Origin of the sequence: Pilosibacter rotomagensis (genome assembly GCF_045062245.2) — a bacterium.
Classification (GTDB): Bacteria; Bacillota; Clostridia; order Lachnospirales; family Lachnospiraceae; genus Pilosibacter.
Window position 1 is genome coordinate 2,182,015 of sequence record NZ_CM170323.1, and the last position, 12,977, is coordinate 2,194,991.

Sequence of the window (12,977 nt, forward strand, 5' to 3'; positions counted from 1 at the left end):
TCATGATACGACAAACGCTGTATAAGAAAATATAATGAAGAGGTGTAGACATGCAGGAATTAAAACCGATCAAAGAAGGAAAAGTACGCGAAATTTATGACAATGGCGACAGCCTGATCATGGTTGCCACCGACCGTATCAGCTGTTTTGACGTGATCCTTCACAATGAGGTTACCTCCAAAGGTGCTGTTCTGACCCAGATGTCCAAATTCTGGTTTGACCTGACAAAGGATATTCTCCCGAACCATATGATCTCCGTTGATACAAAGGATATGCCGGAGTTCTTCCAGCAGAAAAAATTTGAAGGAAAGACGATGATGTGCCGCAAGTTACATATGCTGCCGATCGAGTGCATTGTCCGCGGATACATTACAGGAAGCGGCTGGGCAAGCTACAAAAAAGACGGTACCGTCTGCGGAATCCGTCTTCCGGAAGGCTTAAAGGAATCCGATAAACTCCCGGAGCCGATTTATACTCCGTCCACAAAGGCTGAGATCGGCGACCATGATGAGAATATTTCCTTCGAGCAGAGCATCGACCATCTCGAGAAATACTTCCCGGGAAAGGGCCGCGAGTATGCGGAGCTTCTTCGTGACAACACCATCGCTTTATATAAAAAATGTGCAGAGTACGCCCTCGCAAAGGGAATCATCATCGCCGATACAAAATTCGAATTCGGTCTTGACGAGGAGGGCAACCTCGTGATCGGTGACGAGATGCTCACACCGGACAGCTCCCGCTTCTGGCCGGCAAAAGGCTACGAGCCAGGCCACGGTCAGCCGTCCTTCGACAAACAGTTCGCCCGCGACTGGCTTACTTCCCATCCGGGCAACGACTGGACACTTCCGCAGGAGATCGTCGATAAGACCATCGCGAAATATCTGGAAGCATATGAGATGATCACCGGGAAAAAATTAGAGGCATAACCCCCACAAACCTCCGCCTCTGAGTTTTCCCATTTCCGGATTGTATAAGATCGGACCCTCACGCCCCTGAGCAGACAATTTGCGCGAGGGTACATCCTGTACACTTATCTTCCTTTATATAGTTCCTCATTTTTACGAAAAAAGCGTCCGGAATCCATTCCTATGGATCCGAACGCTTTTTTCTGTTGTTCTGTCTTCACCCGTCTGAGGGACACTGCCGCTTTCAGGTCTCTGGGATCTTCTTATTTTAAAATATCCTGTCTGCAGATATGCCGAATCTTTTCCGCGTCAAGTCCCCGGATCACTTCCACAGCAAGATCTGCTGCCGCTTCAAGATCAGATTTCGCACAGAAATTATAATGGGTATGAACATACCGGCTCGGGACGCCGAGAACCAGGACCGGAACTGCCTTTGCTGTCAGGCTGATCTTTCCCGCGTTCGTACTTCCGCCGCGGCGGACCGTCTCCTGAAATGGGATTCCGAATTTCTTCGCAAGCTCCTCCGCATACTCGATAAACACCGGATTTGAAATATAGCTCTTATCCATCCTGCGGATCTGGACACCGCCCCGCATATGCCCCTGAGTCTGGGCTGCACTGAAATAGAAATCATCCGACGGGGAGCCCTCAAAGACAATCGCCAGGTCTGGACGGACAATCTGGGATGTGACTGTGGCACCTCTTGTTCCAACTTCCTCCTGAGCCGCAAACGCTCCGGTCACCCGTACCGCCAGCTGATCTTTCTCCCCGCACAGACGGGTCATGGTGTCAATAATGCATGCACAGCCTGCACGGTTATCAAACGCTTTTCCAAAGCAGAGGTCACGTTCCTCATCGTAGGAAAATGAAACTTCCGGGACTGCCGGATCTCCAATGGAAATACCGAATACTTCTGTCACTTCTTTCCTGCTCACTGCGCCGACATCCACGCTCAGTGTCTCAATACTCAGCGACTGAGAAGCCCGCTCTGCCTCATTCATAAAATGGATCGGCTTGGACGAAATAATTCCCCGCACAAGTTTCCCACTTCTGGTCCGGATCATCACTGTGTGTGCCGGAAGGTTCGTGAGGATCACTCCACCGAGCATGAGGATCTCCAGGCTTCCGTTTTCTCTGATGCTCTGTACCATAAATCCACACTCATCCGTATGGGCATCCAGCATCACAACCGGTTTCTCCGGATCCTCACCCGGCATACGCGCATAAAGGTTATTCATCGCGTCATTTTCCAGCTCCAGTCCTTTACAGTACTTTGCAACCGTGCGGATTACATCCTCCTCAAAACCACTCGGTCCAAACGCATCACAGATCTCCCCAAACATCTTTACATTCATACTGATTCCTCCTGTATTTTTATTTTAATTCTTACCTTTTCCATTGGCAGACTCCACCGACTTGCTTTTTCAGGATTCCGATTATTTTTCCTGTATCTCCGATGGAGCAACGCCCACAATTTTTTTAAATGTGTTAGAAAAATACGCAATATCTTTATATCCGACTTTTTCTGCCACCTCGTACACCTTGTTCCGGTGATCCAAAAGCAATTCCACTGCCTTTTTCATCCGATACCGCGTGAGCCACCCCATCACCGTATATCCCGTCTCTTTCTTGAAGCAGTGGCTCAGGTGGCCTTCGCTGATCCCCACCGCACCTGCGATCTTCGCCACATTGATCGTACTTTCCCCGTAATGAGATGCCATATAAAGCACCGCGTCCCGGACGTATCCGGTAAGTCCCGCGGTATTCTCATCGAATGGAAGGCAGAGCCGGATCATCGTGGCATTGGTCTCCGGTCCGTCACCTTCCAAAGCGTCCGGATATTGCCCCTTTACCGGTGCCTTATCCGGGACAGATCTGTTCAGACCGGTATCTCTTTGCTTCCCCCGATCTGTCTCGATCCGCTCTTTCGCCCTGAGGATCGCGCTCTCCAGCTCTCCGTCCTCGAAAGGCTTTAACAGATAATCAAATGCATAAAGCTTCAACGCCTCTCTGGCGTAGGAAAACTCGCTGTACGCGGTCAGAAAGATCACCTGTACCGGATTTTTCTCTTCCCGAAGCTTCTTTAACATCTCAAGACCGTTCATCTTAGGCATCCGGATATCGCAGATCATCAGGTCCGGATTCTTTTCATGGACCAGTTCCAGCGCGTCCAACCCGTTTTCCGCCTCACCGACGACCTCGCATCCCAGCGAGGCCCAGTCCGTCTCGCCGACAATTCCCATCCGGACGAACCGCTCGTCATCTACAACGATCACCTTTATCATAACAGCTCCCCCCTTCCTTATTTCCTTTCCCTATTGGTCATCAGGATCTGTTTTCCATACCGGGATCCGGCTGTCCATAGCCATTCACCGGTATTCTTATCGTTACCTTTGTTCCGCCTGCAGCCAGTCGCTCTGCCCTGAGACCGTAGTCTTTTCCATAATGAAGCCGGATGATCGTATCCACATTGTAAAAGCCGATGTGGCCATTCTTCTGTTCCTTGTCCCGGTTTCCGAGCCGTCGGATCACTTCATCACTGATCCCGCATCCGTCATCTGAAACCTCGATCACAAGCTCCTTCCTTTCCAGATACGCCCTGACAAAAATATGTCCCTCATCCGCATCCGCCAGCCCATGAATCACCGCATTCTCCACGATGGGCTGAACGATGAGCTTTGGAACCAGGATCTCCTCCGTCTCAGGAGCGATCTCATAGCAGAAATCAAACTTTCCGTTAAACCGGATCTTCTGGATCTTTGCATAGCTTTCCACCAATGTCATCTCTTCCCGCAGCGTGATAAACTGGGCGCTTGAGATGCTGGTCCTTAAGATCTTCGCAAGCTTTGCCGCCAGCGTCGCGATCTCTGGAATATGGTTCGCCTTCGCTACCCACTTCATCGTATCAAGGGTATTGTAGAGAAAATGCGGGTTTAACTGGGACTGCATCATGGCGATCTGGGTCTCGTTCAGCTCCTTTTCACGCCGCACACGCTCCTCCATGTAGGATGAGATCCTCTTTGTCATGATATTAAAATTTTCCGCCAGCTCCCCAAACTCGTCCTGACGTTCCATGTCCACATGGGTATCCAGATTTCCCTCCTGAACCTCATCCATGGCATCATGAAGCACATGGATCGGCTTGGAGAGAAAAGAGCTGATCCCGATCGCGACACCAACACTTAAAAGAAAGCTTCCCGTGGCCATGAAAAGAAGAACTGTATACATGGATCTCGTGGTATCACTCGTAAAAACATGGGGACGGATCAGGACACTGTAAAGTCCTGTGTTACCCAGCTTTGAAACGTAAATACTATTGTTGTTCCAAACCTCCGTCAGAGATTCTCCCTGTAGAAAACGGCTTCTCAGAACATCTCCGACCGTCTCCCCCGATGCCGTGCCTACGCTGTACACGGTCTCCAGGAATCCATTAAGAATACAGATTCCATCCTGACCGCTGTATGTGCCGGAGAGCGCCTTTGCGAAATGCTCCGCCGTCATTGTGACCACAAAATATCCGGAACATTCCTCTGAATTTCCGGTCACCGCTCTGGCAAACCGCAGGACCTCATCACCGCCAATCTCCAGATCACTCCGGATGATCAGGTCATTCGGATGGGCATGAGCCTCTCTCAGGATCCCCCAGTATACCGGCAGCATCTGTCCGTAGGTACGGTTTCCCGTAGAATACAGGCAGGAGCCGTCCGCATTGTAGAGATGAAATCCCGCCATCTCACGGCATGCAGCGGTCGCCCCGTACAGGCTGCGGTACACTTCATTTTTCTTTCCAAAGCTCTCCTTTTCCAGCGCCTCGGCGACCAGCGGATCCGTACACAGTTCCTCCGCCGCGTCATGGTAAGCGTCAAACAGCGTCATCAGCTGCTGCTCTACCGCACCGGCAAGCTCCATATCCTTTTTCTCAAAATCTCTTCCGACCTTCACCTTAAACATCTGAATCAGAAACACACAGCACACGATCAGTGGAAGAACAGACACAGCGAGAAAACTCACAAGAAGCTCACGCCGGAAAGATCTCTGGATAAAGTTCTTCATGATCCACCTCCGTTTCCTGCCATGAGCGCCGCCCATGTTTCCAAAATGGATTTCTGGTTTTTCACCGCCCATCCAAGATCGAAGTCCATGATCGAGCCCTCTTCCTTCTGATCCGGGGTAATATCATCGCGGACCGTCCGTCTGTAAAGCTTCTCGACAGCCAGTCTCTGGACATCAGGACTCACGATAAAATCCACAAAAAGCTTCGCGTTTTCTTCATGCTCCGCACCCTTGATCACCGCGCATCCGTCTGCCACCGCGCTAGTTCCCTCCCGTGGATAGACGATCGAGATCGCCGCGCCGCGGTCGATATACTTTTTCGCAGTTTCCTCCAAAGTCAGACCAACCAGATATGTTCCCTCTGACACCTCATCGAGCACGGCGCCTGACCCCGCCGCCATCCGGCGGCCGAGCACTCTGGCAAACTGTTCCAGGACCTCATTTTCACGCATCGGCAGGACCTGAATCATCGTTTCCAACATCGTGCAGCTGCTGCCGGATCTTCCCGGATCCGCAAAGGACACCTTTCCGTCCCAGTTCCCGTCAAACAGATCCTCAAATCCCCGCGGGGCGGAAGCCGCGTCCACCAGCTTATTGTTGTAGATCAGAACAATGGGAAGCTCCGTAAACGGAGTCCAGACATGATCCTCAGTCCGGTATATACTCTCGATATGATCGCTCTGGGTACTCTCGTATGACACGAAGCAGTCCTTAAAGACCTCATAGCTCTCCACACCTCCGCCAAACATCACGTCACAGGATCCCTTTTCCCCCTCTTCCCTGATCCGCTCCAGAAGCTCCGTCGTTCCCCCGGGAACCACTTCTACCCAGATTCCGGTCCGCTCCTCAAACTCCTTTATAATCGGCGCATAGACCTCCTGCTTGTGAGAAGTATACACCGTAAGTCTCTTCTCCGCACTCACTTTCTCCGGTCCCTGACCGCTGCTCTCCCCTGTGCTACAGCCCGCCGCACTCATCGCCGCAACTGCAATTCCAAGGAACAACGCCCATACGTTTCTCTTTCCCTTCACTCCCCGAAATCCCCCTTTTGATTTCGATCAAATTTTGTTTATCCCTTTCATATTCAGTTCTACTATTCACTCTTTTTTTCCATTTTATCATATTTCTTATACAAAAGCCACAAAAAATAGCACTGTTGCTCTATAAAAAGAAACAACAGTGCCAATACATTCTCCAAATTATTTTTCTTTATAAAAATTGGGGATTTGTTTTTCGTGATATGTGCGGATATTTTTCTGAAAATCAGGATCCACCAAAATATCATATCCAGTCATGGCAAGTCCTTTTGCGCCTTTTAAGCAGATTTCCTGCGCCTCTAAGCTTCCTGCCGCATTTGCATACTCTATCGTATGACCCTGAATTGTTTTGTCATCTGTGATGGACAGATAATCATGAATCGCCGGAATTTTGATGGATACATTTCCGATATCCGAAGAACCGTATTGCTTTTTCGGATCCGGCCATTCCATGTGAACTCCTATCAATTCCATATTATCCTTGAATGCCTGACACATCGGCTGATTTGGATATCGTTCTGCATAGATATCGCCCAAATTGATCAAAGCCTTTGCTCCTGTCAGTTTTTCTGCATTTTCTACACAGCGTTTCAAAATTTCAATCAGTTCTTCCGTCCTCTTCATCGTATCCGCCCGGACACAGAACTCGCATTCTGCCTGCGCAGGAATCACATTTGCAGCGCTGCCACCGTTTGTAATAATTCCATTGATATTGTCCTGAGGATCGAATGTCGGACGTAGAAGATCAATCTGCTGGAACACATGAAGAACAGCACTTAACGCATTGATTCCATTCTTCGGCACGGAGGAATGCGCTCCTTTTCCCGTAAAACTAATTGTCAGCGTACATGCTGCCCTGCCGCCTCTGCCAACCAGATTCGCTCCTCCGGATGACGGATGCATCATCAAAGCGAAGTCTACATCGTCAAATGCTCCATTTCTGAGAAGTTTTACCTTTCCAGCTCCTCCTTCCTCCGCCGGAGTTCCGATCAGGCAAACATTTCCGTTTAATTCCGCCATCATGGAGGCAAGTCCTAAAAATGCCCCCGTCGAACAGGTGGCAATCAGATTATGACCACAGCCATGACCAATGCCTCTGAGTGCGTCATATTCCGCCAGAAATGCAACATTCGGTCCCTTCCCTTTTCCCGCTTTATCTGCGCGAAAGGCAGTCTGAAGACCTCCATACCCCTTTTGCACCTGAAATCCGTGACGCTCCAGAACCGAAGAAATTGCCTCCACCGCCTGAAACTCTTCAAAACCAAGTTCCGGATGATCATGGATCTTCTTTGACAATTCAAACAATTCATCCCTGCTGCGATCGATCACATCTGCAATACGTTCTTTTTTATTATTCATGTATTTCCCTGCTTTCATTCTGGAATGCTACTGCTGCCATACACATCACTCTTGTCATCAACTGGATCCAATGCTCATCCACCATAAAATGCTCATTGTGTGCTGACGCATACTCTCCTACCGCCATCTTGATAAATTTTGCATATCGGTACAGGCTTTCCCCTGCAGCTGTCAGGGTAAGCGTATTCTTTCTGTTAAAAAACTCTATTCCAAACTGTTTTTCCAATTTTGCAATATAATTACTCAATGATTGCTGCGAAATATACAGTCGCTTTGCGGCCTTTGCAAAATTCATCTCTTCCACAGCAGCAATAACGTAATTCCAGTTTGTGTTTCCCATGATTCCATCTCCCTGCTAAAACTTATGTTTATCTGTACAGTTGTACACACTATTTTCTCTGAATTTTCCATTTATTTTGCATTAATGTTCCTTTTTCTCAGAATCATATATTATGCCGCGGTAATTATCTTTACAAACTAATATACCACATTTTAGTATTTTCCGATAGTGTTCTTTACGTGACATACTCTCTCCACTTAGCTAACGCTTGAAGTGGGGACTTCTCGTTCGATTGCCCTATTAGGCAAAGCATAGGCGAGCTATCCCCGTGTGTCCCACGGTTCTGTTATTATGAGCGGGACTGTTTCGTATCTACGCAGTCCCGAACAAAATCTACGTTTTTTGGGAAAATCAGGAAATTTTTCTTTCTGTATCAAGTTCAACTCCCGATATTCTCAATCCTTCCCTGCAAATATTGATAGCTGCATTCTCATCACGGTTCATCTGATTTCCGCAGGTGCATCTATAGATACGGTCTTCCAGTTTCAACTCCTTTTTGAGTTTTCCGCAACAGCTGCAGATTTTTGAACTGGGATACCACTTATCAATACGAACCAGTTTCTTACCGGCACGTGCTAATTTGTAGGAAAGAAACTCAGTAAACATTCCCCATCCATTATCATGAACACTCGTTCCGAACCTTGAATCCTGGCTCATTTCTTTCATGTTCAAAGATTCTATGCACACAAGATCGTAAAAATTGGTTATCTTTCTGGATTCCTTGTGTAGATAATCTTTCCGCTGACGTGCGATATGAGCATGGAGTCTGGCTATTTTCTTTTTCTGCTTCATGTAACGGCTGCTCCCCTTTTCGCAATGACTCAGCCTGCGCTGCTCCCTTGCAAGTTTTTCCTGGGATTTTCGGAAAAAGTGGGGATAATCTGCATGAGCTCCATGGGAATCTACATACAATTCGCTCATGGAAAAATCAAGTCCGATTGCGGTTTTTACTGGCCTGATTTCATGTTCCGCTTCTTCTGCCGCATACAGTAATGATACATAATACTTGTCATCTGCTTCCTGGCTGACGGTGGCACCCTTCAATATGTAACGATCATCGATGCTCCGATGCTGTTTTATGCGGATCCAACCTGCTTTCGGAAGTTTCAGTTTCGTATTCTGCAAAGTAATATTTCCATTTACGCAGTTTGTCGTATAACTTCTTACCGGATTCTTTTTTGACTTGAACTTCGGGAAACCAACCGAAGAATCTCGAAAGAAGTTCCTGTAGGCTGTCTGCAGATGCAGCTGTGCATTACACAATGCCAGGCTGTCTACCTCCTTCAGCCACGGAAACTCTGCCTTATATTTTGCAGGCGTAACCTTTAATATTTTTCCGGTTTTCTCATAATATTCTTTCTTCTCTGCCAGCATCCGGTTATACACGAAACGCACACAGCCAAATGTCCTTGCAAATAGTTCTTTTTGAGATTTATTCGGGTAGATCCGAAAACGGTACACGATGTTCACTCTTATTTTCTCCCTGTGTTTCTATGTACTGGCGGATAACCTCAATGGGTGCACCACCAGCACTTAACAGACAAAAACTCTGGCTCCAGAACATTTCTTTCCAAAGCTTCTGCCGAATCTCCGGATACTCTTTTTTAATCAATCGGCTGCTTGCGCTTTTATACGCATTAATAAATTTGCTGAGTTCCGATTTTGGATGGGCCCGAAACATGATATGAACATGATCCCGATCATGATTCCATTCCTCTAACGTAATATGATACTTCGGAGCGATATATTCAAAAATCTCCCGAGCCCGATCAGAAACAGGATCCGTCAGTATCTTTTTTCGGTATTTTATAACCAGAATCAAATGATAACAGAGTAGAAATACTGAATGCGCATTACTGTCCAATTTTCTCATAAAATCAGCCTTTCCTTTTACTTCCGACTGATTATATCATAACACAGGAACACTTGTTTGTCTATGTGTTTTAGAACATTTGTTCTTCTGCGTTTGTTTTCATTTATGTGCACAGATATGTGAGTTTTAAGATAGTTAAATGCAATACTAAATTCCAGAATGCAAGAGTTAATTCCATATGTCTTGAGGGCATGCGGACGAATTTAGTTTTTCATTTAAGTTGAGTTTTAAGATGCCAGATATTGCATGATTTTCCCAAAAGGCAATTCATCTCACCACCTAGAGAGGATGGGAGAATTCTTGCAAAGTGTTGTTAAATTTATATCTGCAGGCTAACCTTCCTCTATCCCCCCAACATGGAACCTCTTTTTCTCTTTTCCCTATCACCGAGCCCCTCAGCACAGGACCATCTCCGGACACGGGTGTCTGATTTCAGGGGCATGGCTTCCTCTTGGCTTCCGGGAGAATGCGTTGGATGACAGGGGTCACTTGTTTGAGCCACAGGCGAGTTGTGTCCCCTGTTCTCCGCCCTTAGCATTCTTTCGGGAGCTTAGAGGAACCGCCCCTGGAATCCACCAGCATCCGGGGCAGGAGACGGTCCTGCGCGTACCCGGAGCCACTATGACACAGCATCCCATAAAGCAGAAAAAACCGCCGCACCTCCACGATCTCCCCAAAAGGAAATCATGTTCGGTACGGCGGTTTTTCGCCTGACTCCGCGTGAACACTAAGAAACAGGAACGCCTGCCCCTATTTATTATGAATTATTTACTTTCTCATCTCAAGAACATCCGCAAATGCCTCGATAGCAGTTGCAGCCTGTCCGAAGTCTCTCATCTGCTGGTCAACACCAAGCTTGATGTGCGGGATACCTGCGTTGTCGAGAGCTTTCTTGAGGTACGGATACTCCATCTCCTCCGGATCGCAGAACTGCTGCATGAAGAGTACAAGACCCTGAGCGCCGCTCTTCTTAACCATGTCAGCTACGAACTCACCACGGCGGTTCTTGGAAGACTGCGGATCGTAAAGAAGGACATCGTAGTCCATGTTTGCAAACTGTTTTGCAAGAGCTCTAAGAGCATCCTGCTCGTCCTCCGGAACGTCTGTACGGAAGGAACGGCTCTCATGAGCAACATCATCAGCTGCAATCGCGATGTTGTTGTTCTCGAAGATCTCAAGAAGCTTCGGGTTGTCAACGATGATACCGGATGTAACAACCTTTGTTCCCTTCCAGTCACATACCGGAAGAGCTGCGAGCTCTTTGTTTAACTCTTCGAGTTTCGCTGTGTATTCCGGTTTCTCCATGAAGAAGAATGCCTTTAATACTGCGGAACGCTTTGTAGGAGTTACAACGTCACAGTGCTCGTTAGCGAGTTTTACGAACTCACGGCGGGCTGCACGGCTCTTGTTGTAAACCTTGATTGCGTCAAGGATCGCATCGTTGGTGATCTCGTGGCCACATACTTCCTCGAGGTCAGCCTTAACGTTTGCGTACTCCTCCTCACAGAACTTAAGTCCGAACTCTTCGAAACGGTTCTGCGGATGAGCAAGGAAGATAACTTTCATCTTGTCGCCCATAGCAACACGGAAGTTCTGGCTCATCGGACGTAATGTATCACAGATTGTTGGTGTGATGATTCCGTCTAACTGATCCATAGTTCCGTCAAGAAGCATCTCAAGTGCGAGCTGAGCGATTGTGCAGTAGAAGGTTGCACAGTACTCTTTTGCACGGCTGATTGTCTTGTTGTTGGAGCCCCAGATTCCCATCGGAACCATGCCTGCAGCATATACAAGCTCTTCCGGAGCGTAGTACGGGAGAACGCCGATGACCTTCTTGCCCTGTGCTTTATATTCAGCAAGCTGCTGTTTCGGAGTTGCAGCTTTTACTTTAAATTCGTCAAATAATGCGTTGATACTCATGGTCTATTTAGCCTCCTTTGCCTGGATGTTTGCTTCCATAGCCTCAACAAGACCCTGTACTCTAGTCTCGTACTGAGCGGCATTGAAGTTACGCGGGTCAGCCTGGTCACCATCGAATCCTGCGCACGGGATGCCAAGATCCTTAGTGAAGCGACGCTGCATCTCAGCCATGTAACCGGACCACGGCTTACAGCTTCTGTTGTAGTGAACGAGAACGCCATCTACCTTGTTGTCGCGGCAGATGCCTTCACGCCATGCAACACCCTGCTCGATACATACAGAGTTCGGTGCTTTGTAGTAAGCACGTGCCATCTCATCCAGACCATTATATACGAAACCGAATGCCGGTGCGTATACAACTGCTGTTACGTTGACGCCGTTAGCCTTTAACGGTTTGAACAGTGCCGGAAGCTTCGGCCAGCACGGAATACCCTCGAACATTACACGGTATTTCTCCGGGAACGGAGTTGTTGTCTCGCCCTTAGCGATCGTCTCGTCAAGGTCTTTTTCTAACTGCTCAAATGCCTCAGCAGCCTCAACTCTTGCACGTGCAGTTACGACGTCAGCCATATGGTTGAACAGGTCGAAACCACTGTACGGAGCCGGTTTGTACTGTAAGTAATCACAGACTTTTAACCATGCTTTTGCTGTACGGTTTGCGTTCTCACATGCATGCTCGAACTTCTTCTCGTCGAACTTCTTGCCTGTAAGCTCCTCTAACTGCTTGATTGCCTTGTCGAACTGTCCACGAACATAGCGAACATTCTGATCAGCAACATCAACAGAGTTGTTGTACGGAATATCGATCATGATAAGCGGAATGTTGCACATACGAGCGATGTTCTCATACCACTTTGTCATACAGTTACAGATGTTGTTGCAGCAGAGAACAAAATCCGGCTGCGGGATCTGCATCTGACGGATCGGGGAGATTGCTGCGATGCGGCGCTCTTTATCCGGTCCATCCGGAAGTTTTTCAAGCTCAAGAAGGTTTACAACCTCAAGATACGGAGTCTGAGTCTTCGGATCTTTCTTCGGCTTGCCAGTTGCCTCGTCGATCACTACGTTACCGTCAGCATCCTTTAACGGCTTACCTGTGCTCGGATCGATGATGTATTCACCTGTCTCCGGGTCAAACTTACGAGCAACACGGACACCAGCTGCATATGCAAGGCTGATACGTGCATAACCGCAGATATCGTTATCGTAACCCATATCCTCAGCTGCCTGGCACATAAGCTCACCGTAACGGTTTGCTGCGATACCAGCTGCCTGGTTCTCCGGGTACATAACGTTTAAATCAAATGCTGCTGCGAGCTCGCACGGGAATTTGGAAGAAGACCATCCAACTAACTCGCCTCTCTTTTTGGCCTCACGCGCGTCTTTATGAACGTCGTCTACGACTTTACGCAGCGCAAGAACACCAGGGCTAACCTGCTTTGCCATAATAAATATCCTCCATTTCTTATCAATCATGACCGACCGCGGCT

At 48.0% G+C, this 12,977-nt stretch carries 11 protein-coding genes; 1 reads left to right on the forward strand and 10 read right to left on the reverse strand.

The window, feature by feature from the left end:
* Window positions 1–50: 50 nt before the first annotated feature.
* Window positions 51–926, forward strand: coding sequence for a phosphoribosylaminoimidazolesuccinocarboxamide synthase (locus tag ACI3EW_RS09770; protein WP_118529666.1), 876 nt, complete (start codon window positions 51–53; stop codon window positions 924–926).
* Window positions 927–1,168: 242 nt separating this feature from the next.
* Here the strand turns inward: ACI3EW_RS09770 and ACI3EW_RS09775 are convergent, their stop codons facing one another.
* From ACI3EW_RS09775 to hgdA, 10 genes are all read right to left on the reverse strand, one after another.
* On the reverse strand, window positions 1,169–2,260 hold the full coding sequence (locus ACI3EW_RS09775) for a M42 family metallopeptidase (protein ID WP_015554214.1): 1,092 nt from the start codon (window positions 2,258–2,260) through the stop codon (window positions 1,169–1,171).
* Window positions 2,261–2,341: 81 nt separating this feature from the next.
* Complete coding sequence (locus ACI3EW_RS09780; protein WP_118529665.1) at window positions 2,342–3,190, reverse strand: response regulator transcription factor; 849 nt, start codon at window positions 3,188–3,190, stop codon at window positions 2,342–2,344.
* A gap of 40 nt (window positions 3,191–3,230) precedes the next feature.
* Window positions 3,231–4,958: a sensor histidine kinase gene (locus ACI3EW_RS09785; RefSeq protein ID WP_118529664.1), complete on the reverse strand. Its 1,728-nt coding sequence runs from the start codon at window positions 4,956–4,958 to the stop codon at window positions 3,231–3,233.
* Entirely contained in the window at window positions 4,955–5,989 is a 1,035-nt protein-coding gene (locus ACI3EW_RS09790; protein WP_118529663.1) for an ABC transporter substrate-binding protein, read from the reverse strand. Before ACI3EW_RS09790 ends, ACI3EW_RS09785 begins: the two co-directional genes overlap by 4 nt.
* Window positions 5,990–6,157: 168 nt before the next feature.
* Entirely contained in the window at window positions 6,158–7,354 is a 1,197-nt protein-coding gene (locus tag ACI3EW_RS09795) for a M20 family metallopeptidase (RefSeq protein ID WP_118529662.1), read from the reverse strand.
* Window positions 7,347–7,694, reverse strand: coding sequence for a LysR family transcriptional regulator (locus tag ACI3EW_RS09800; protein WP_118529661.1), 348 nt, complete (start codon window positions 7,692–7,694; stop codon window positions 7,347–7,349). The genes ACI3EW_RS09795 and ACI3EW_RS09800 overlap by 8 nt, the downstream gene beginning before the upstream one ends.
* Before the next feature lie 351 nt (window positions 7,695–8,045).
* Window positions 8,046–9,164 carry an RNA-guided endonuclease TnpB family protein gene (locus ACI3EW_RS09805; protein WP_118529660.1) on the reverse strand — a complete coding sequence of 373 codons (1,119 nt, stop codon included), beginning with the start codon at window positions 9,162–9,164 and terminating at the stop codon, window positions 8,046–8,048.
* Entirely contained in the window at window positions 9,127–9,567 is a 441-nt protein-coding gene (gene tnpA / locus ACI3EW_RS09810) for an IS200/IS605 family transposase (RefSeq protein WP_118529659.1), read from the reverse strand. Before tnpA ends, ACI3EW_RS09805 begins: the two co-directional genes overlap by 38 nt.
* A gap of 768 nt (window positions 9,568–10,335) precedes the next feature.
* The gene (gene hgdB / locus ACI3EW_RS09815; RefSeq protein WP_118529658.1) at window positions 10,336–11,487 is read right to left on the reverse strand and encodes a (R)-2-hydroxyglutaryl-CoA dehydratase subunit beta; all 1,152 of its coding nucleotides are present in this window, start codon (window positions 11,485–11,487) and stop codon (window positions 10,336–10,338) included.
* Between the two features lie 3 nt (window positions 11,488–11,490).
* Window positions 11,491–12,933, reverse strand: a complete 1,443-nt coding sequence (hgdA, locus tag ACI3EW_RS09820; protein WP_118529657.1) for a (R)-2-hydroxyglutaryl-CoA dehydratase subunit alpha — start codon at window positions 12,931–12,933, stop codon at window positions 11,491–11,493.
* Window positions 12,934–12,977: the final 44 nt, after the last annotated feature.

Excerpts from the sequence above, each read along its gene's own strand:
- ACI3EW_RS09770 (WP_118529666.1), top strand. The coding sequence starts at position 51 with ATGCAGGAATTAAAACCGATCAAAGAAGGAAAAGTACGCGAAATTTAT.
- ACI3EW_RS09775 (WP_015554214.1), bottom strand. The coding sequence starts at position 2,260 with ATGAATGTAAAGATGTTTGGGGAGATCTGTGATGCGTTTGGACCGAGT.
- ACI3EW_RS09800 (WP_118529661.1), bottom strand. The coding sequence starts at position 7,694 with ATGGGAAACACAAACTGGAATTACGTTATTGCTGCTGTGGAAGAGATG.
- tnpA (WP_118529659.1), bottom strand. The coding sequence starts at position 9,567 with ATGAGAAAATTGGACAGTAATGCGCATTCAGTATTTCTACTCTGTTAT.
- hgdA (WP_118529657.1), bottom strand. The coding sequence starts at position 12,933 with ATGGCAAAGCAGGTTAGCCCTGGTGTTCTTGCGCTGCGTAAAGTCGTA.
- ACI3EW_RS09795 (WP_118529662.1), bottom strand. The coding sequence starts at position 7,354 with ATGAATAATAAAAAAGAACGTATTGCAGATGTGATCGATCGCAGCAGG.
- ACI3EW_RS09785 (WP_118529664.1), bottom strand. The coding sequence starts at position 4,958 with ATGAAGAACTTTATCCAGAGATCTTTCCGGCGTGAGCTTCTTGTGAGT.
- ACI3EW_RS09780 (WP_118529665.1), bottom strand. The coding sequence starts at position 3,190 with ATGATAAAGGTGATCGTTGTAGATGACGAGCGGTTCGTCCGGATGGGA.
- hgdB (WP_118529658.1), bottom strand. The coding sequence starts at position 11,487 with ATGAGTATCAACGCATTATTTGACGAATTTAAAGTAAAAGCTGCAACT.